This window comes from Citrobacter sp. RHBSTW-01044 (assembly GCF_013781945.1).
Classification (GTDB): domain Bacteria; phylum Pseudomonadota; class Gammaproteobacteria; order Enterobacterales; family Enterobacteriaceae; genus Citrobacter; species Citrobacter braakii.
In genome coordinates this window covers 1277654-1298065 of the sequence record NZ_CP056180.1, presented here as the reverse complement: position 1 = coordinate 1298065, position 20412 = coordinate 1277654, and the positions used below count along the sequence as shown (strand labels likewise).

Annotated in this window: 18 protein-coding genes; 16 read left to right on the top strand and 2 right to left on the bottom strand. The window is 54.9% G+C overall.

All coding sequences use genetic code 11. The annotated features are described in order from the left end of the window. Window positions 1-257: 257 nt before the first annotated feature. The 7 genes from HV352_RS06195 to csiE all read left to right on the top strand — a co-directional run bounded on the left by HV352_RS06195 (window position 258) and on the right by csiE (window position 8567). Window positions 258-1241, top strand: a complete 984-nt coding sequence (locus HV352_RS06195) for an autoinducer 2 ABC transporter substrate-binding protein (protein ID WP_181635286.1) — start codon at window positions 258-260, stop codon at window positions 1239-1241. Between the two features lie 103 nt (window positions 1242-1344). Continuing rightward, window positions 1345-2853, top strand: coding sequence for a sugar ABC transporter ATP-binding protein (locus HV352_RS06190; RefSeq protein WP_016154014.1), 1509 nt, complete (start codon window positions 1345-1347; stop codon window positions 2851-2853). Then, window positions 2846-3835 (top strand): ABC transporter permease, encoded by a 990-nt coding sequence (locus tag HV352_RS06185; RefSeq protein ID WP_008785467.1) that lies wholly within the window; start codon window positions 2846-2848, stop codon window positions 3833-3835. Before HV352_RS06190 ends, HV352_RS06185 begins: the two co-directional genes overlap by 8 nt. A 1-nt stretch (window position 3836) precedes the next feature. Then, window positions 3837-4790 (top strand): ABC transporter permease, encoded by a 954-nt coding sequence (locus HV352_RS06180; RefSeq protein ID WP_003037658.1) that lies wholly within the window; start codon window positions 3837-3839, stop codon window positions 4788-4790. A gap of 17 nt (window positions 4791-4807) precedes the next feature. Continuing rightward, the gene (locus HV352_RS06175; protein WP_003847100.1) at window positions 4808-6445 is read left to right on the top strand and encodes an FGGY-family carbohydrate kinase; all 1638 of its coding nucleotides are present in this window, start codon (window positions 4808-4810) and stop codon (window positions 6443-6445) included. Further along, window positions 6442-7041 carry an SIS domain-containing protein gene (locus HV352_RS06170; protein WP_047358248.1) on the top strand — a complete coding sequence of 200 codons (600 nt, stop codon included), beginning with the start codon at window positions 6442-6444 and terminating at the stop codon, window positions 7039-7041. The genes HV352_RS06175 and HV352_RS06170 overlap by 4 nt, the downstream gene beginning before the upstream one ends. Window positions 7042-7289: 248 nt before the next feature. Continuing rightward, window positions 7290-8567: a stationary phase inducible protein CsiE gene (gene csiE / locus HV352_RS06165; protein ID WP_181635285.1), complete on the top strand. Its 1278-nt coding sequence runs from the start codon at window positions 7290-7292 to the stop codon at window positions 8565-8567. On the opposite strand, the gene HV352_RS06160 is transcribed toward csiE, so the two are convergent. Beyond that, window positions 8562-9710 (bottom strand): 3-phenylpropionate MFS transporter, encoded by a 1149-nt coding sequence (locus HV352_RS06160; protein ID WP_019077391.1) that lies wholly within the window; start codon window positions 9708-9710, stop codon window positions 8562-8564. The two genes, csiE and HV352_RS06160, sit on opposite strands and share 6 nt — an antisense overlap. Before the next feature lie 489 nt (window positions 9711-10199). Here HV352_RS06160 and HV352_RS06155 point away from each other — a divergent pair, with 489 nt between their 5' ends. The 4 genes from HV352_RS06155 (at window position 10200) to HV352_RS06140 (ending at window position 15162) form a co-directional block, all read left to right on the top strand. Next, the gene (locus tag HV352_RS06155) at window positions 10200-10772 is read left to right on the top strand and encodes a fimbrial protein (protein ID WP_016157146.1); all 573 of its coding nucleotides are present in this window, start codon (window positions 10200-10202) and stop codon (window positions 10770-10772) included. A 76-nt stretch (window positions 10773-10848) separates the two neighbouring features. Further along, window positions 10849-11541 (top strand): molecular chaperone, encoded by a 693-nt coding sequence (locus tag HV352_RS06150; RefSeq protein WP_016154019.1) that lies wholly within the window; start codon window positions 10849-10851, stop codon window positions 11539-11541. Between the two features lie 52 nt (window positions 11542-11593). After that, on the top strand, window positions 11594-14089 hold the full coding sequence (locus HV352_RS06145; RefSeq protein WP_075847641.1) for a fimbria/pilus outer membrane usher protein: 2496 nt from the start codon (window positions 11594-11596) through the stop codon (window positions 14087-14089). Next, a complete protein-coding gene (locus HV352_RS06140) occupies window positions 14080-15162 on the top strand; it encodes a fimbrial protein (RefSeq protein ID WP_131379782.1) in 1083 nt (360 codons plus the stop codon). The genes HV352_RS06145 and HV352_RS06140 overlap by 10 nt, the downstream gene beginning before the upstream one ends. A gap of 4 nt (window positions 15163-15166) precedes the next feature. On the opposite strand, the gene hcaR is transcribed toward HV352_RS06140, so the two are convergent. Further along, a complete protein-coding gene (gene hcaR / locus HV352_RS06135) occupies window positions 15167-16048 on the bottom strand; it encodes a DNA-binding transcriptional regulator HcaR (RefSeq protein ID WP_019077393.1) in 882 nt (293 codons plus the stop codon). Between the two features lie 135 nt (window positions 16049-16183). Between hcaR and hcaE the strand changes: the two genes are divergently transcribed. From hcaE to hcaD, 5 genes are read left to right on the top strand one after another with little or no spacing between them, the layout of a single operon-like run. After that, on the top strand, window positions 16184-17545 hold the full coding sequence (gene hcaE, locus HV352_RS06130; protein WP_047416457.1) for a 3-phenylpropionate/cinnamic acid dioxygenase subunit alpha: 1362 nt from the start codon (window positions 16184-16186) through the stop codon (window positions 17543-17545). Further along, window positions 17542-18060 carry a 3-phenylpropionate/cinnamic acid dioxygenase subunit beta gene (gene hcaF, locus HV352_RS06125; protein ID WP_016154024.1) on the top strand — a complete coding sequence of 173 codons (519 nt, stop codon included), beginning with the start codon at window positions 17542-17544 and terminating at the stop codon, window positions 18058-18060. Before hcaE ends, hcaF begins: the two co-directional genes overlap by 4 nt. After that, window positions 18060-18380: a 3-phenylpropionate/cinnamic acid dioxygenase ferredoxin subunit gene (gene hcaC / locus HV352_RS06120; RefSeq protein WP_016154025.1), complete on the top strand. Its 321-nt coding sequence runs from the start codon at window positions 18060-18062 to the stop codon at window positions 18378-18380. Before hcaF ends, hcaC begins: the two co-directional genes overlap by 1 nt. After that, window positions 18377-19189: a 3-phenylpropionate-dihydrodiol/cinnamic acid-dihydrodiol dehydrogenase gene (hcaB, locus tag HV352_RS06115; RefSeq protein ID WP_104651148.1), complete on the top strand. Its 813-nt coding sequence runs from the start codon at window positions 18377-18379 to the stop codon at window positions 19187-19189. The genes hcaC and hcaB overlap by 4 nt, the downstream gene beginning before the upstream one ends. Window positions 19190-19198: 9 nt before the next feature. Further along, window positions 19199-20401 carry a phenylpropionate dioxygenase ferredoxin reductase subunit gene (gene hcaD, locus HV352_RS06110; RefSeq protein ID WP_181635284.1) on the top strand — a complete coding sequence of 401 codons (1203 nt, stop codon included), beginning with the start codon at window positions 19199-19201 and terminating at the stop codon, window positions 20399-20401. Window positions 20402-20412 lie beyond the last annotated feature (11 nt).

Genomic DNA, 20412 nt, shown 5'->3' with positions numbered 1-20412 from the left:
ACCTTTTCGTCGCCACAACTTAAGTAAAATGATAACAATTTGTTAATTTATGGTTTCATTTTAATGTTTTGTTAACACTGAATTTAAATTACTGAGTGTATTTCCGTTCCAATTTAACCAATATTTAACCGTTTATTTTCCATAAAATTACAATAATGGGCATAGATCACATTCACCAAACTTGTGATTCATTCCCTCTTCCATTCGTTGTTAACTTCACGCCGTGACATGTCCTGCCCCCTACGAAAGGTACAACTATGAAATTCAAACTCGCATTACTCAGTGCAACCCTGGTTTCTGCATGCATGTTGTCCGGCACGTCCTTTGCGGCGGAAAAATATGAAATTGCTGTGGTTGCCAAAGTCACCGGGATTCCGTGGTTTAACCGGATGGAAACCGGTGTTAATGAAGCAGCAAAAAAACTGGATGTGAATGCTTACCAGACCGGGCCTTCCACGCCGGATCCGGCACAGCAGGTCAAAGTGATTGAGGATCTGATCGCCAAAAACGTCAACGCCATCATCGTGGTACCGAATGACGCCAAGGTCCTTGAGCCAGTACTGAAAAAAGCGCGCGATAAAGGCATTGTCGTTCTGACGCACGAATCCCCGGATGAGCAAATTGGCCAATGGGATATCGAAACCATCGATAGTGAAAAATACGCACAGGCCAACGTCGATGAGTTAGCAAAAAACATGGGCGGCAAAGGGGGTTACGCCATCTATGTCGGTTCACTGACGGTGCCGCTGCATAACGCGTGGGCGGATTATGCAATTAAGTACCAGAAAGAAAAATATCCGGAAATGTTTGAGGTCACTTCACGTCTGCCGGTTGCGGAAAGCATCGATAAATCCTACGCCACGACGCTGGACCTCATGAAAACTTATCCGCAGATGAAAGGCATTATCGGTTTCGGCTCGCTGGGTCCAATCGGTGCGGGTCAGGCTGTGCAGAAAAAACGCGCCAAAGATAAAATCGCCGTTGTCGGGATCGCAATGCCAGCACAGGCTGCACCTTACCTGATGCGCGGTAATATCAAAAAAGCGCTGCTGTGGGATCCAAAAGACGCGGGCTACGCGCTGGTAACGGTTGCCGATCAGCTGTTGCAGGGCAAAGAAGTTAACGCCGACCTGAGTATCGATGGTTTAGGGAAAGCCGATATCGACACGGAGAAGAAAGTGATCCGCTTTAACAAGATCCTCGAAGTCACCAAAGACAACGCACAATCACTTGGTTTCTAAGGCTTTAGCCAACACCAGGGAACCTTAACGCCGGCCGTCTGGCCGGCGCTATCAACCAAACTAACACTCAGCGTCCATCCGGGCGCTCGCAGGGGTATTGTCCATGGCAGACACCACCGCATTTATCACTCTTGAGAATATCAGCAAACAATTCCCGGGCGTGCTGGCGCTGGATAACGTGAATCTGACGCTGAGAAAAGGCGAAGTTCACTGTCTGGCGGGTCAAAACGGCTGTGGTAAAAGTACCATTATTAAAGTGATCTCCGGAGTTTATCATCCGGAAAAAGGCGCGCAGATTTTACTCGATGGCAAATTGTTCCATCACCTGACGCCGCAGCTCTCTTCCCATTATGGCATTCAGGTTATTTACCAGGACCTGTCGTTGTTCCCTAACTTTAGCGTCGCGGAGAATATCGCGGTCAACCGCTATCTGCCCGGTGGCGATATCTGGGTACGTCGTGGCGCCATGAAGCAGCAGGCGCTGGCAGCCATGAAGCGCATCGGTGTGAACATCGATCCCGATAAAAAGGTTGAAAAACTCTCGATTGCCGACCGACAACTGGTCGCCATTTGCCGGGCGATTGCCGCCGATGCGCGTCTGGTGATTATGGACGAGCCTACCGCCTCACTAACCCGTCAGGAGGTTAATGGCCTGCTACGGGTCGTTAACGAACTAAAAGCTGCCGGAATTTGTGTAGTGTTTGTCAGCCACCGTCTGGATGAAGTGATGGAAGTGGCTGACCGCATCAGCGTGATGCGCGACGGCAAACTGGTGGGCACTTATCCTGCCAGCGAACTCGACAGCCACGAGCTGGCTTTCCTGATGACCGGACAACGCTTCCACTATAGCCCGCTGCCGGAAAGACCCGCTATTGAGCAAGAGCCCCTGCTGGAGCTGCGCAACCTCAGCCGCAGAGGCAAATACCAAAACATTAATCTGTCGCTGCACGGCGGCGAGATTGTCTCCATTGTGGGGCTGCTGGGCGCCGGACGCACCGAACTTTGTCTGAGCCTGTTTGGCATGACGCACCCAGAAAGCGGTGAGATTCGCATTAACGGCCAGCCGGTCACTCTTCGCAATAACCATGATGCCATCAAACATGGGATCGGCTACGTCTCAGAAGATCGCCTGACGCAGGGGCTGATCATGGAGCAGTCGATCTACGACAACACCATCGTCACGGTGTTTGATCAACTGCATACTGGCAGCGGCCTGCTCGATCATCGTAAAGCGCAAAAGCTGGTCGCCGACTTGATCCGCGAGCTGAATATCAAAGTGTCCGATCCACACCTGCCGGTTAAAACCCTTTCCGGCGGTAATGCCCAGCGTATCGCCATTGCCAAATGGGTGGCGACTAATCCCCGCATCCTGATCCTCGACTCCCCTACCGTAGGCGTAGATATCGCCAACAAAGAGGGTATTTACCAGATAGCCCGCGATCTGGCGGAACAGGGTATGGCGGTGCTGATGATTTGCGATGAAATCCCGGAAGCGTATTACAACAGCCACCGCGTGCTGGTGATGCGTCGCGGCAGGCTGGTGGCGGAATTTAATCCTCATCAGTGCCGTGAAGAGGAGATTGCTGAAGTGGTCGAGGTAATCAATGAATAAGATGCATCTCTCCCGTTTAATCGGGCAACATGAGTTTTGGCTGGGCCTGCTGGTTGTGGCCCTTGCCGTTGGGCTGAGCATCAGCACCGATGAGTTCTTGTCTTTGGGGAACCTGACGGATGTGGCTACCAGCTATGCGATTCTCGGCATCCTTGCCTGCGGGCTGTTTGTGGTACTGATTTCCGGCGGGATCGACATCTCATTTCCGGCGATGACCGCGATAGCCCAGTATGCGATGGCCAGTTGGGTTATCGGCCACGGCGGCAACTTCGCGCTGGCGTTAATCATCGCGATTGCGGTGGGTCTGCTGCTGGGACTTATTAATGGCTTCCTGGTCTACTGGCTGCGCGTTCCGGCCATCATCATTACCATCGCCACGTTGAACGTTTACTACGGTCTGCTGGTGTACGCCACCAAAGGCACCTGGCTGTACGGCTTTCCGGACTGGTTTATGAACGGCATCAATTGGTTCTCGTTCACCGCGGCGGATGGCTACGACTACGGCTTGACACTGCCCCTGCTGTGCCTTGCGGCTGTGATCATCTTTACCGCCGTGCTGATGAACTATACCCGTCTTGGCCGTCAGGTTTACGCCATGGGCGGTAATCGTGATGCGGCCTCGCGTCTGGGACTGAATCTGCTGAAGCTGCATTTCTACGTGTATGGCTACATGGGCATTCTGGCAGGCGTTGCCGCCGTGGTTCAGGCGCAAATCACCCAGTCAGTTGCGCCCAATTCGCTGCTCGGCTTTGAGTTGACGGTGCTGGCGGCGGTCGTGCTCGGCGGAACCAGCATGAGCGGCGGACGCGGAACATTAACCGGAACACTGCTCGGCGTGGTTCTGCTGGCCTTCTTACAAAATGGCCTGACGCTGCTCAGCGTCTCCTCTTACTGGCACACCGTGTTCAGCGGCGCCATTATCCTGGTCAGCATTAGCGCCACGGCCTGGAATGAAAAACGCAAACTGGCAAGGGAGCTTTGAGATGAAAACAATCGCCAGATTTTTACCCGGTGATGCCATCATTCGTCTGCAATGCGTCATTATTGTGGTCGTCGCCCTGGTCTTCTCGGCCCTGCTCGGCAGCCGTTTTTTCAGCGTCGCTAACTTCCAGTCGATTGGCTCGCAACTGCCGATCCTTGGCATGCTGGCCCTCGGGATGGGCATGACCATGCTGACCGGCGGCATAAACCTGTCGATAATTGCAGGAGCGAATGCCTGCTCGCTGGTAATGGCGGCGATTATCGTCACCCATCCGGATAACCCGCTGTTTCTGGTGCTGGCGCTGCTGGCAGGCGCTGCCGTGGCGGTCGCAATCGGTACGCTCAACGGCGCGCTGATTGCCTGGGTCGGGGTTTCGCCGATTCTCGCCACGCTCGGCACGATGACGCTTATCTCCGGGCTGAATATTCTGCTTTCCAATGGGACAGTGATTTCCGGTTTCCCGACCGCCATTCAATATCTTGGTAACGCCACGATTGCCGGTATTCCGGTAGCGCTGCTGCTCTTTTTCCTGGTGGCAATCCTGCTGTGGGTACTGCTGGAGCACACCACGCTTGGGCGCAGTCTGTATCTCGTGGGTTCCAATGAACAGGCTACCCGCTACAGCGGCGTAAATACCGTCCGGGTACAAATTTCCGTGTACGTGATTTCTGCCCTGCTCGGCTGGGTCGCCGCCATTCTGATGATGGCGAAATTCAACTCGGCAAAAGCCGGATACGGTGAGTCCTACCTGCTGGTCACCATCCTTGCCTCCGTCCTCGGCGGCATCAACCCGGATGGCGGTTTCGGGCGCATTATCGGCCTGGTACTGGCGCTGATTGTGCTGCAAATGCTGGAAAGCGGCCTTAACTTGCTGGGGGTCAGCAGCTATCTGACGATGGCCCTGTGGGGCGCGGTGCTGATCCTCTTTATCGCATTACAGAATCGTAAAGCCTGATTTCAGGAGAAAAAATTATGGCAAGTTACTTTATTGGTGTGGATGTCGGAACCGGAAGCGCCCGTGCCGGCGTGTTTGATCTCAACGGCAGAATGGTCGGCCAGGCCAGTCGGGCTATCGAGATTTACCGCCCGCAGGCCGATTTTGTTGAGCAGTCTTCCGATAACATCTGGCAGGCGGTGTGTAACGCGGTTCGCGATGCGATTAATCAGTCGGATATCAACCCAATCCAGGTGAAAGGTCTGGGCTTTGACGCTACCTGCTCACTGGTGGTGCTGGATAAAGAAGGTAAACCGCTGACCATCAGCCCGTCCGGGCGCAGCGAACAGAACATCATTGTGTGGATGGATCACCGCGCCATTACCCAGGCTGAACGCATTAACGCCCTGCATCATCGGGTGCTGGACTACGTTGGCGGCATTATCTCCCCGGAAATGCAAACGCCCAAGCTGCTGTGGCTGAAGCAGCATATGCCCAATACCTGGGCCAATGCGGGTTACTACTTTGATCTGCCCGATTTCCTGACCTGGCGCGCAACAGGCGATGACACACGCTCATTGTGTTCGACAGTGTGTAAATGGACCTATATGGGCCATGAAGACAAATGGGATGCCAGCTATTTCCGCCAGATTGGGCTGGAAGACCTGCTGGAACATGATGCTGCCAAAATTGGTCGCTACGTGAAAACCATGGGTGAACCGCTCGGTCACGGGCTGTCCGCGCGCGCCGCCAGCGAAATGGGACTGATTCCGGGGACCGCGGTCAGCGTTTCGATAATCGATGCCCACGCCGGCACACTCGGTACGCTCGGCGCAAGCGGAGTTTCCGGCGAGGTGGCGGATTTTGACCGTCGTGTCGCGCTAATTGGTGGCACCTCCACCGGACACATGGCGATCTCCAAAGAGCCGCGCTTTATCGGCGGCGTCTGGGGCCCTTACTACTCAGCCGTACTGCCGGAATACTGGCTTAATGAAGGCGGACAATCAGCAACCGGGGCGTTAATCGACCACGTTATTCAGTCGCACCCGTGTTACGAAACCCTGCTGACGCAGGCTAAGTCTCAGGGACAAACCATTTATGAAGTGCTGAATGCGCTGCTGCGTAAAATGGCTGGTGAGCCGGAAGATATCGCCTTTTTGACCCGTGACATGCACATCCTGCCCTATTTCCACGGCAACCGCTCGCCGCGCGCTAACCCCACGCTCACGGGAGCAATCACCGGACTGAAGCTGTCCCGCACGCCGGAAGATATGGCGCTCCAGTACCTCGCAACCATCCAGGCCATTGCGCTGGGAACGCGCCATATCATTGAAACGATGAACCAAAGCGGCTACACCATCGATACGATCATGGCCAGCGGCGGCGGGACGAAAAACCCGATCTTCGTTCAGGAGCATGCCAACGCCACCGGTTGCGCCATGCTGCTGCCTGAAGAGAGCGAAGCCATGCTGCTGGGCGGCGCGATGATGGGGACTATCGCCGCAGGCGTGTTCGACACGTTCCCGGAAGCGATGTCGGCGATGAGCCGGATAGGTAAAACGGTCACCCCGCAGACCAATCGCATTAAGCAGTACTACGATCGCAAATATCGGGTATTCCACGAGATGTATCAGGATCATATGAAATACCGCCAACTGATGCAGGAGGACGCATGAGTGACTCCTGGTCTCAGGCCACCGGCGTATTTCAGCTCTATAGCGATGCCCTCGCAGGTCTGGGACAGCATCTGACTGAACCGGTCTGGCAGTCGCTAATGGCGGAGCTGCGCGGTTGCCAGGGGAAAATCGTCGTCACTGGCGTCGGTACATCCGGTATTGCGGCGCGTAAAGTCGCGCACATGCTCGCCTGCGTGGAACGTCCGGCGATTTACCTCAACGCGACGGATGCGGCGCATGGCGATCTCGGTTTTTTACGCGCCGATGACCTGGTCATTATGCTATCACGCGGGGGAAATTCGGATGAACTCACTCGGCTGCTGCCCGGACTGGCTGCGAGAAATGTGCCCATCCTGAGCGTGACTGAAAACGCCGACTCAGCCATTGCTAAAGCGTCGAGGCTGGTGATTTCCACCGGCGTCCAGCGTGAGGCCGACCCGCTGAACATGTTGGCCACCACCTCAATTTTACTGGTCCTGGCTATCTTTGACGCCGCCTGCGCCTGTCTGATGAGCGAAAGCGGTTACTCAAAAGAGACGCTATTGTCTGTACATCCTGGCGGTGATGTGGGATTAACGCTGAGCCGCGAGCAGTAACACCAGACCGCGCATTTCCACTCGTCTTCTCAACCCGTCACCCTCAGGCGGGTTTTTTTTATGTCTCAATAGAAGATAAAACAGTGAAAAAGCCAGTTAACGCGCTGCGTTCCACTCCCGCTATCTGTTCCGCACGTTAAAAATTCTGTGACGCTCTCCAGCATTCCTGGTGGAAAGCATTCCATTCTCCAAATCTATGAGCAAACTTTAGCTATTCTTATCAAACATACTTACGGGAGATTCTACAGATGATGTCAACGCTTGCTCCACCATCTGTACTTTCCGCTCCCCAGCGCCGTTGCCAGGTGCTGCTGACGCTTTTCCTGCCAGGGCAAATCGCTACAGCTCAAACCTTCAGTAGCCTCAATGGCGTTGATGATGCCACTGTTGAGGAAGATATTATTGGCGCAGGACTCGAAATCCAGCGCTATCACCGACTCGCGATTACCACCGCGCTGAATGGCGGCTATACGATCGAAGGGACCCCGCTAAATCAGCGCCTGTGTCTGTTGCAGTGGCTGCGCCGCGGTCTGCGGATCTGCCCGACTTTTATCGCCCAGCATTTCACACCCGCATTAAAAATGGCGCTGAAACAACAAGGTATCGCGCGTACGCTGTATGACGACACCAATCTGCATGCGCTCATTAATCTGTGCTCCCGGCGCTTGCAGAAGCCGTTTGAGTACCGTGACGTCCAGTTCCTGCGCCTGTATTTACAGTATTGTCTGCTACAGCATCACGCGGGAGTCACCCCGGAATTTAATCCGCTCCAGCAACGCTGGGCGCAATCCTGCGCAGAGTATCCGCTCGCTGAGGAAATTGGCCGCCACTGGCAGCGCCACGTCATGCAGAGTGCGCCGCCGGGCGAATCGCTGTTTATGGCGTTGCTGTTCTCAATGCTCCGTATCCCCGACCCCGTGCGCGATAACCACCAGCAGGATCGTCGCCTGCGCCTTGCTATTGCACGGCTGGTGCTGCGTTTTCGCGAGTATGGCAATGTGCACTTCAGCGATGAGCAAGGACTGAACGATCAGCTGTATATTCACCTTGCCCAGGCGCTTAACCGCAGCGTGTTTGCCATTGGCATAGATAACACGCTGCCGGAGGAGTTCAGCCGACTTTATCCCCGTCTGGTTCGTACTACCCGCGAGGCGATACATGGCTTCGAAGCGGAGTACGATGTGCAGTTTTCAGAAGAAGAGATCGGGCTGGTCGCCGTTATTTTCGGTGCCTGGCTGATGCAGGAGAAGGATTTGCACGAGAAGCAGATTATCCTGCTGACCGGCAACAATGAACAACTTGAAGCGCATATTGAGCAACAGCTGCGCGAACTGACGCTGCTGCCGCTCAACGTAAAACATATGCCGATGCAGGACTTTCAAAAACAGGGTTCGCCGCGCGGAGTCACGTTGATTATTACGCCGTATACCACGCCGCTGCCGCTGTTTTCACCGCCGTTGATTCATGCGGATCTGGCACTTACGCCGCATCAGCAGCAGCAGATCCGCAAAATCCTCGAATCATAACGTTGCAGGCTGCGCCACCACCTTCGGGCGCAGAAAGATTGCCGGTAGCGCCACCAGCGCCATCACCCAGAATACGCCGTTGCCCAGATTCTGGTACAGGTAGCCTGCGAATACGGTCATGATGGCGATGCTGCCGCCCATCGCCACCGCAGAATACACCGCCTGCAAACGTATCACTTCGCTGCCCTGGCGCGTCGCGATATAGCGCATTGCTGCCAGGTGGCAGACGGTAAAGGTTCCGCAATGGAGGATTTGCACCACGATCAGCCACGGTAGCTCAGTGCTCCAGCCCATCAACCCCCAACGTGCCACGCCGCAAACAGCGGAAAGCAGCAGCAAATCGCGCGCGCTAAAGCGGCGGAATAGCTTGTGACTGAGCGCAAAAATAATCACTTCCGCCACCACGCCTAATGACCACAAATAGCCCACCGCCGAAGCGGAATATCCGGCAGACTGCCAGTAGATGGCGCTGAACCCGTAATAAGCGGCATGCGCACCTTGCAACAAACTCACACAGGCCAGAAAACGCCAGCTTTGGGTTATCAACGCACGCCAGGCGGGCCATCCCGCGCTCTCCTGCTGACGGTTTTCCCCCGCTGGCTGCACGCTCGGGCGGATCATCATCCCCAATAGCATCGACGCGACGCCAAGCGACAGCAGGACCAGGATCACCCGATAGTCAAACAGGCTCACCAGCTTGCCGGTCAGCGCGGAGCCAATCACAAAGGCAACGGATCCCCACAGTCTTACCCGACCGTAGTCCATGGTTATCTGTTTTTGCCAGGTGTTGGCCAGCGCGTCGGTCAACGGCACCAGCGGCGAGAAAAACAGGTTAAAGCCGACCATCACCACCATCAGCCACGCCACGTTGGTGCCCGCCCAGAAGGCCAGCGCAAACACCAGCGTCAACAGGGCCAGAATACGTAAAGCGGAGATCAGACGAGAGGGATCGCTTACGCGCGGCGCAATCAGCAAACTGCCGAGAAAACGGGCAATCAGCCCCGCGCCCAGCAGTAAACCGATGGTTTCCGGCGTCAGCCCCAGCCCTTCGAGCCAGACGCTCCAGAAAGGCAGAAAAATACCGTAGCTAAAGAAGTAGGTGAAATAACCGAGCGCCAGCCAGCGCGTGGAATGCAAAGCCATGGGTCCTCCCGTTTTAGAAGCCCTAGTCTAATGACACAAGCCGCATTCTGAAGAGTACTACTGTTCACATTTACCAGATAATTGTGACAAACATCACTTTTAACCAACACTGTTGGCTATCCGAATCAACAATCATTTACACCTGTACAATTTTACAGCAGAAGATGTGATGGGATGAGTAAACAGGAATGCAAGAAAGGAAAATATTTAGCTAAAAAACACGCAACTGAATATTAAGGGCTTAATATCATCACGAGTATAATACTTAGCAAAAACATTCGTTATTATAATATTTCACCCCTCACTAATTTAATATTATTTAATACAATGACAGTTAATTCGCTTATTTTTAATAAATATAATCTGAAAACATCACGCCTTAACTTGCTTATGCACGAATATCGAATACCATCGCCCCGCAATTAATTTTAACCTGTATGTTTTCATAAATTTAATTGTCAATAGGTTTATCGGATAAGAGGGAATTTAATGAACAAAATTACAAAATCTATAGCAGTTAGCCTGATAGCGCTTTCTGCGGGAAGCGCATGGGCGACAGATGGCACCATTGAATTTACGGGTGAAATTCTAACCAGCACCTGTGAGTTTTCTAATGGCGATGTCATCAACGTAGAACTGGGTCACTACGCCGCTGCTCAGTTTAAAAGCGTCGGCGACCGTTCCCCGGCGATTCCGGTTGATATTCCGTTAAAAAATTGCCCAACCACCCCGTGGGAACACGTTGATGGTACAACGGACAACTCGTTCCAGGTGTGGCTGGAAACGCGTGCAGGCGGCACCGTGGCCAATCACGACGATCTGGTCGCCGTTAGCAGCCTGGATACCCCTGCAACCGGCGTGGGTATCCGTATCGACAGAGCCAGCGACGGCCAACAAATGTCGCTGAATAAGCTCACCACGCCGAAAGTTAGTTTTACCCCGGAAGCCGATGGCACCACTACCGTAGGTCTGCAAGCCTATTACGTCTCCACCGTTGATTCATCACTGATCACCCCTGGGGAAGCCAACGCCAGCGTGGATGTCACCATAGACTACCGCTAATTCCCGTACGTCGTCTCTTTTCTTCCAGCAAGGACGGAAAGAGACGTTTTCTGACGTCTGGTTAAGGATGACTGTGATGAAAAAACACACTATTCTCGTATTATCGATGCTGCTTGGCGGCTGGGTCAGCCAGTGCCTCGCGGGTGGAATTGTGCTAGAGAGAACTCGCGTCATCTACGATGCCGGGAAAAAAGAGGCCGCCCTGCCGGTGGCTAACCGCAGCGAGAACCTGCCCTATTTATTACAGTCGTGGGTCGATAATGCGCAAGGAACGGCGCGTGGTCCTTTTATTATTACGCCACCGCTATTTCGTCTGGATTCGGGCAGCGATTCATCACTACGAATAATTAAATCATCTGAAAACATCATTAATAACAAAGAATCACTTTTCTTTATTAACGTCCGCGCGATCCCGGCAAAAAGCCAGTCTGCCGACAGCGATAATAATATGCTGACCCTGGTATTTAAAACGCGTATCAAACTATTCTATCGGCCAGCCAATTTAACGGGTAAACCTTACGATGCCTATAAATCTCTCGAATATAAATATAGCAATAATAAGTTAGACATCTATAACCCATCAGCTTATCACGTCGTCTTTGCCGGTATTGCGCTCGGGAAAACCGATCTCACCAGTAAAATCGACTATATCGCTCCCGGCGAGCATAAACAGATCGAGGTTCCCGCTTCTGCAGGGAAAACGGTGCAGTGGGCAGCCATTAACGACTACGGCGGGGCCACCAAAACGGAAACCCGAACGCTGCAATAGCCGTCCCCCACGTTGACCACACGATAATAGCTCTCAAGGAATGACAAGCGAAATGGTGCAATTAACACCGCATTTATTAACCACGAAACGGCTCTCTGTCTGGATACATTGCGCGATTGTCAGCGGATGCCTGAGCGCATGCCAGGCCTGGGCCAGCGATCTCTATTTTGACCCGGCGCTGCTGGAAACGGAGAAAAGTGGCCAGCGGGCAGTGGATCTCAACGTATTTTCTCAGAATAACGCCCAGCTCCCTGGTGAATATATTGTTGATATTTATATTAATAAAAAGAAAACGGTACAACGTACGCTGCCGTTCATCGCCGGTAAAGACCACCAGCTGATTCCTCAGTTCACCCTTGGGCAGCTACGTGAGTTAGGCTTTAAGATCGACAACTATCCGCAGCTTGCGGAGCAGGACAACCGTACGATAATTGCCGATCTGGCGCAGGCCATCCCCGGCAGCGTCTCTCAGTTCGACTTCAACCATAGCCGGCTGAATCTCAGCGTGCCGCAGATTGCATTGTACCGCGACGCCCGCGGCTATATTGACCCCTCCCGCTGGGACGACGGTATGCCGGTGCTGTTTACCAACTACGCCTTTAGCGGCTCGCAGAACCAATACGACAGCGATAACACCCAGCGCCAGTATCTGAATATGCAAAACGGCGCCAATATCGGCCCCTGGCGGCTGCGCAATTATTCCACCTGGACGCACAACGATAACGACACACGCTGGGAGAGCATTAATAGCTGGTTGCAGCGGGATATCAAAAGTCTGAAATCGCAGCTGGTAATGGGCGAGAGCGCAACGGAAGGCACGGTATTCACCAGCTATCAGTTTACCGGCGTGCGGCTGTACTCCGATGAAACCATGCTACCCAACAGCCAGCGCGGCTTTGCGCCGACTATTCGCGGTATCGCCAACTCCAGCGCTATCGTCACGGTACGGCAAAACGGCTACACCCTGTATCAAAGCAATGTCCCGGCCGGCGCTTTTGAAATCAACGACCTCTACCCCTCTTCCTTCAGCGGCGATTTAGACGTCACTATCGAAGAGGCCGACGGTAGCGTGCGGCACTTCGTCCAGCCGTTCTCCGCGCTACCGCAGATGCAGAGGCCGGGATATCTCAAATACAGCGCCACCGCCGGGCGCTTTCGCGCCGCCAGCTCGCAGGACAGCAACGAGCCGGAGTTCCTTGAAAGCACCGCCAGCTATGGCCTGAACAACGTGTTGACCCTGTACGGTGGCCTGAATGCCTCGCAGGACTATCGGGCGCTGGCGCTGGGTCTCGGCTCTACGCTCGGCGAACTTGGGGCGGTATCAATGGATGTCAGCCGTGCGAATACCCAGCTTGATAACGATGAAAACTATCACGGCTACAGCTGGCGTACCCAGTACATCAAAGATCTACCGGAAAGCGGCACCAGCGTGTCAGTAAGCTACTATCGCTACACCAGCAGCGGTTATTTCAACTTCTCCGACGCCAACCAGAAGGACATCAGCGCCGACGACCGCCTGCGCGATGAAGCTCAGTTCACCGTCAGCCAGTCGCTGTTTTCTGGTATCAGCTTCTACGCCTCCGGCTCGCAGCAGAAGTACTGGGATCGCGGGGGGCAGGATAAAAACCTGTCCATCGGCCTGAACGGCAATCTATGGGGCGTGAGCTATAACCTCAGCGGCCAGTTCACCGATTCGCAGGACAGCGACAACGATCGGACGCTGTCGCTCAGCCTGAGCGTACCGCTGGATCGCTGGCTGTCGCATGCGCGGGCAACCTGGCGCACCACCGATCAACGCGATCGCGCCACACAGCACGAAGTGGGTATCAACGGCTCGATGCTGGAAGACCGTCGACTGAGCTATAGCCTCAAACAGCGGCAAAGCGAAGGCGGCGGTGGTGATAGCAGCAGCCTGTACGGCAGCTATCGCTCTGCCTATGGCACCATGAATGCGGGCTACGACTACAGCAGCGATAGCCAGCAGATGAGCTACGGCCTCTCCGGTGGTATTGTCGCCCATCCCCACGGCGTGACGCTGTCGCAGCCGCTGGGTAATGCCTTTGCGCTGATTGACGCCAACGGCGCGGCAGGTATCCGGGTGAAAAACTATCCGGGCATCGCCACCGACTATTTTGGCTATGCCATTATCCCCTATCTGACCGCGTATCAGGAAAACGCCATCTCTCTCGATACCACTATGATGCCGGATAATGTCGATGTGACCGAAACCGTGCGTACCGTGGTGCCTAATCGCGGTGCCGCCGTAACGGCGCACTTTATTGCCCAGACCGGCTACCGCGTGCTGTTGAAACTCACCGATGCGCGAGGGAATGCGCTGCCCTTCGGCGCAGTAGCCAGCAGCCAGACGCAGCAAAGCATCGTCGATGAAGGCGGCGTGCTGTATATCACCGGCGTGAACAATCAGCCGCAGAGGTGGTCCGTGCGCTGGGGCAATCAGCCTGATCAACAGTGCCAGTTTACCTTCAGCCTGCAGGAAGATGCCGCTCGCAGCGCCGCAATACATAATGGGAACGCACTATGTCAATAAAGAATTCGTGGATGAAAAATGGGATTGCCGCCGCGCTGCTGGTGCTATCTATCGCCCCGGTCTACGCGGCGAACGGGTCCTGCGCCGCAGCAGGTCGCTTTAACGCCGATGTCTCCAGCGACTGGACACAAGCCCAGAACGTCGCCGGAACCTCGCTGGAGCTGCCGACACCGCTCTCGGGCGGTGCCTATCAAATTGATTGTGACTGTGGCGCGGGTAGCAGAGTGGCGCTGTTCTATACGGTCACCAGCGCGCTACCCGGAATCGGTCAACTCAGCGGCTTTTACCATCTGAATGATAATCTGGATATTAAAACCGAAGTTGACGATATTCCCGGCGCCACAGCCGTCTTACCGACAAACCGTGACCCATTGAGAGAAAATGGCTCGTATGAAATAAACAACCCCAAAGGCAGCGTGTGTACCGACGATCCGGCGGAGAATCGCGCCGCGCCGGTGACGATAGGCGCACGTACCCGTTTTACGCTGTACGTCACCAAACCCTTCTTAGGTGAACTGGTGATTCCAGATACCCTAATCGCCTCCGTACGGGCCGGATGGAGCACGACGACCTCCCCTCCGTCAATGAACAGCCTGGGAGATATCGCCGAACTGCGCATCCAGGGGAGCATTACCGTGCCTCAGGACTGTAAAATCAACCAGGGCGACGTCATTCAGGTCGATCTCGGTTATATCAACACCAGCCGTTTCACTACCCGTAATGAGATGCCGGACGGCTATACACCAGTCAATTTTGATATTGTCTACGACTGTGGCGATACATCAAGCATCAACAATAAGATGGAAATGAGGATTGATGGCGATGATCTGCTTGATCAGTACACGTTAGTCGCCCGCCGCCGGGAGGCCGATAATACCCCGGACATCGGCGTGAGAATGGCTCGTATCGACGACACCCACATCAATATCCCGTTCACAAATGGGTTAATCGGTATCCATCCTTCCGGCCGGGGGGTCATCAGCCTGGAGGCATGGCCGATCAATCTCCTCGGTGGAACGCCAGCCCCAGGTAAATTTAGCGGTACAGCCACGATTACCGTTCTCGTGAAATAGCGCTTTACTCTATCCTCTGGCGTTGTGCCAGTTCGATGAATTGCTGCAGGGCGGGCTTTAGCTCGCCCTTCTTCCATGCCATCAACAATGCCAGCGTTGGCGCTTCACCGACGATTGGCCGAAAAACCACCTGCCCGGTATTAAAATTATTCATATAACCGGGTATCAAAGTCACCCCCAGTCCCATGCCGACCAGATTCATGGTCACCAGTATATTGGTCGCTACCTGCACAATATTGGGCTGGCTTTCCTGCTGCTGAAACCAGTTTTTGACAATCATCGCTAGCGCCCCGGAATAAGCGGGATCGGTACTGACAAAATTTACGCCGTGTAACTGTTCTGCGGAGATCGCTTGCTCATTGGCTAACGGATGATTCACCGGTAACACCACGACCAGCGGCTCATGAATCAGCTCCAGATAATCCAGCTCCGGGCTGTACACCGGGTGACGCATTAAGCCCACGTCCAGTTCTCCGTTGAGGATCCTTTCTTCCTGTTCGGTGGTTATCAGGCTTACCAGCTCAATGTGCGTATCCGGTTGTTTTAAACGAAATAAGGGTAGCACCTTCGGGAGCAAATTCACCTCAGCGGAAGGGACAAAACCAATAGCGAAATGATTATCTTCCTGCCCCGTTTTACGGGCGCGAACTTTGGCATTTTCCGCCTGCTCAAGGATCGCCAGCGCATCCTGTAAAAAGCACTCCCCGGCCGCCGTCAGCGCAACTTTTCGCTTGTCCCGCACCAGTAACGGAACGCCCACGCAGGTTTCCAGATCGCGGATCTGGCTGCTTAACGACGGCTGAGAGGTATGCAGCTTTTCTGCCGCCCGGGTGAAATTCAGCGCCTGCGCCACCGCCACAAAATAGCGTAAGTGCCTCAGTTCCATGCCCTTCTCCTTGTTATCGAAAAAATGTCTCAACTGGTAGAAATTTACTATTTCACAGATTGATAACTAACCAGCAACATCCTTATGGCACAAAAATAGAAGGTCAATACATCTTATCTTTCAGGATTAAAAAATATGACCACACCCTCAAATTTAGACATCTACCAACTGATCGACACGCAAAACGGTCGTGTAACCCCACGGATTTATACTGACCCAGAAATTTACCAACTGGAGCTGGAGCGCATCTTCGGGCGCTGCTGGCTATTTCTCGCCCACGAAAGCCAAATCCCCAAAGCCGGTGATTTTTTTAACACCTACATGGGCGAGGATGCGGTCGTGGTGGTTCGCCAGAAAGACGGCAGCATCAAAGCGTTTCTCAACCAGTGCCGCCACCGGGCGATGCGCGTCAGCTACGCCGACTGCGGGAACACTCGCGCCTTTACCTGCCCGTATCACGGCTGGTCGTACGGTATCAATGGCGAGCTGATCGACGTCCCGCTGGAGCCTCGCGCTTACCCGCAAGGGCTATGCAAATCGCACTGGGGACTGAACGAAGTTCCTGGCGTAGAGAGCTATAAAGGGCTGATTTTCGGCAACTGGGACACCACCGCGCCCACGCTGCGCGATTATCTCGGTGACATCGCGTGGTATCTCGACGGCGTGCTTGACCGCCGCGAAGGCGGCACAGAAATCGTCGGCGGCGTACAGAAGTGGACCATCGACTGTAACTGGAAATTCCCCGCCGAACAGTTTGCCAGCGATCAGTATCACGCATTGTTCAGCCATGCCTCCGCTGTGCAGGTGTTGGGGGCAAAAGACGACGGTAGCGATAAACGCCTCGGTGACGGACAAACCGCTCGCCCTGTGTGGGAAACCGCCAAAGATGCACTACAGTTCGGCCAGGACGGGCACGGCAGCGGCTTCTTCTTTACCGAAAAGCCGGATGCCAACGTGTGGGTCGACGGCGAAGTCTCCAGCTACTACCGCGACACCTACGCAGAAGCTGAACAGCGTCTGGGTAAGGTTCGTGCTCTGCGTCTGGCCGGTCACAACAACATTTTTCCAACGCTTTCCTGGCTCAATGGTACCGCTACGTTGCGCGTCTGGCATCCGCGCGGTCCTGATCAGGTTGAAGTGTGGGCGTTCTGTATTACCGATAAAGCCGCCTCTGATGAAGTGAAAGCCGCATTTGAAAACAGCGCTACGCGCGCTTTTGGCCCCGCCGGATTCCTTGAGCAGGACGACTCGGAAAACTGGAGTGAAATTCAAAAACTGTTGAAGGGCCATCGGGCGCGTAATAGCAAACTGTGCCTGGAAATGGGGTTAGGTCAGGAGAAACGTCGTGAAGACGGCATTCCGGGGATCACCAACTACATCTTCTCAGAAACCGCCGCCCGCGGCATGTATCAGCGCTGGGCTGATTTACTCAGCAGCGAAAGCTGGCAGGAAGTGCAGGAAAAAACCGCCGCTTACCAGCAGGAGGTGATGAAATGAGTGCTTTAGTTTCCCTGGAACTGCATCACCGCATTACGCAGTTTCTCTACCATGAAGCCAGCCTGCTGGATGACTGGCAGTTTCGCGACTGGCTGGCACAGCTGGATGACGACATTCGCTATACCATGCGCACAACGGTCAATGCCCAGACGCGCGATCGTCGCAAAGGCGTGCAGCCGCCAACCACCTGGATTTTTAACGACAATAAAGATCAGCTTGAACGCCGTATTGCGCGACTGGAAACCGGAATGGCCTGGGCAGAGGAGCCGCCGTCGCGTACCCGACACCTGATCAGCAACTGCCAGGTCAGTGAAACCGAAGTGCCGGATGTATTCGCCGTGCGCCTTAACTATCTGCTGTATCGCGCGCAAAAAGAGCGCGATGAAACCTTTTACGTCGGCATGCGCATGGACAAAGTGCGCCGTTTACCGGGCGATGAGTGGCGCTTACTGGAGCGTGAGATCGTGCTGGATCAAGCGGTGATCACCTCCCATAACCTGAGTGTATTGTTCTGATGAGTCGTATTTATGCCTGCCCCGTAGGGGATTTGCCGGAGGGTGAAGCGCTCCGGCTCGACACTTCGCCCGTCATCGCGCTGTTCAACGTTGGCGGCGAGTTTTATGCCATTAACGATCGCTGTAGCCACGGTAATGCCTCGATGTCGGAAGGTTATCTGGAAGACGACGCGACGGTGGAATGCCCGCTGCATGCCGCCAGTTTCTGCCTGAAAACCGGTAAGGCGTTGTGTTTACCTGCCACCGATCCGCTGACCACCTACGCGGTGTACGTGGAAGGTAGCGATGTGTTCGTTGATATTCCAGAGGACGCGAGATGAGCGATTTACGCGATAACGTGGTCTTTATCACCGGCGGCGGCTCCGGTCTTGGCCTGGCGCTGGTCGAGCGTTTCATTGAGGAAGGCGCGCGGGTCGCCACGCTGGAACTTTCGCCAGCCAAAGTCGCCAGCCTGCGCCAACGTTTTGGCGAACATGTGCTGGCAGTAGAAGGCAACGTCACCTACTACGCCGACTATCAGCGCGCGGTGGATCAAATTCTGGCGCGCTACGGCACGCTGGACTGTTTGATCGGCAACGCCGGGATATGGGATCACAACGCCTCGCTGGTCAATACGCCAGCAGACGCGCTGGAGAGCGGCTTTCATGAGCTGTTTAACGTCAACGTGCTGGGCTATCTGCTGGGCGCAAAAGCCTGCGCCCCTGCGCTTATCGCCAGCGAAGGCAACATCATCTTTACCCTTTCCAACGCGGCGTGGTATCCCGGCGGCGGCGGTCCGTTGTATACCGCCTCTAAACATGCCGCCACCGGGTTGATTCGCCAGTTAGCCTACGAGCTGGCGCCAAAGGTGCGCGTCAACGGCGTCGGTCCGTGCGGTATGGCGACCGATCTGCGCGGCCCACAGGCGCTGGGCCAGGGCGATACGTCGATTATGCAGTCGCTGACGCCGGAAAAAATCGCCGCCATTTTGCCGTTGCAGTTTTTTCCTGAGCCAGCGGATTTTACCGGCCCGTATGTGATGCTGGCGTCAAAGCGCAACAATCGCACATTGAGTGGCGTGATGATCAATGCCGATGCCGGTTTGGGCATTCGCGGTATTCGTCACGTTGCCGCCGGACTGGATCTCTGAGGAGGCGTTATGAGCCATAAAGTTATCGCTATCGTCGGCGGTGGTCAGGCTGCGGCAATGGCCGCCGTCGCACTGCGTCAGCAAGGATTTAACGGCGAATTGCATCTGTTTTCCGATGAGCCGTATCTGCCCTATGAACGCCCTCCGCTCTCCAAAGCGATGCTGCTGGACGAAAATCCACAGCGACAGCCGATCCTGAACGCTGACTGGTGGCGGGAGAACAACGTACAGCTGCATCTTGGCGTCACGCTGCGTCAGATTGACCGCACCTCGCGCACGCTGATGCTCGCCGATGGTCAGTCTTACCGCTGGTCGCAGTTGCTGTTGGCGACCGGGGCCGCCGCCAGACCGCTGCCGTTACTGGATAACCTGGGCGAACGTTGCTTTACCCTGCGTCACGCCAAAGATGCCGAGCGTCTGCGCGGTGCCTTGCTGCCGGGCAAGTCGATTGTGATTGTCGGTGCGGGCACCATTGGCCTGGAATTAGCGGCCAGCGCGATCCAACGCGGCTGTCGGGTGACGTTAGTGGAGCTGGCCTCAACGGTAATGGGTCGCAACGCCCCAGCTCCGGTGCGCGACTATCTGCTAAACCGCCACCGACAGGCAGGGGTGCGGGTGCTGCTCAACAGCGCCATTGAGCACGCTGAAGCGGGAGAGTTTCTCTCGCTTACCCTGCAAAACGGCGAGACGCTACAGGCCGATGCGCTGGTTTATGGCATCGGCATCGTGGCGAATGATGCGCTGGCTCGCGAAGCGGGGCTGGAGACGGCTAACGGTATTATCGTTGACTCCGCCTGCATCACCTCCGATCCCGCGATTTTTGCCGCCGGTGATGTGGCGATAACGCGCCAGCCCGACGGTTCGTTAGAACGAGTAGAAAGCTGGGAAAATGCCAATAACCAGGCACAGATTGCCGCTGCCGCAATGCTTAATCTGCCGTTGCCGGAGAAGACGCCAGGCTGGTTCTGGACCGACCAATTTAATGACAATCTGCAATTTGTTGGCGATATGCAAGGGCAAACATGGTTATGTCGTGGCAATCCGGATGACGGCAAGGCTATCTGGTTCCACCTGCGTGATGGGAAGCTAATTGGCGCAGTAGCGCTCAACAACGGACGCGAAGTGCGCGCACTGCGTAAGTTAATTCATTCAGGACGAGTGGTAAGCGAGGAAGCGCTGTGCGATGAAGGCGTAGCGCTGAAGTCGTTGTGATAGCAGCCTGA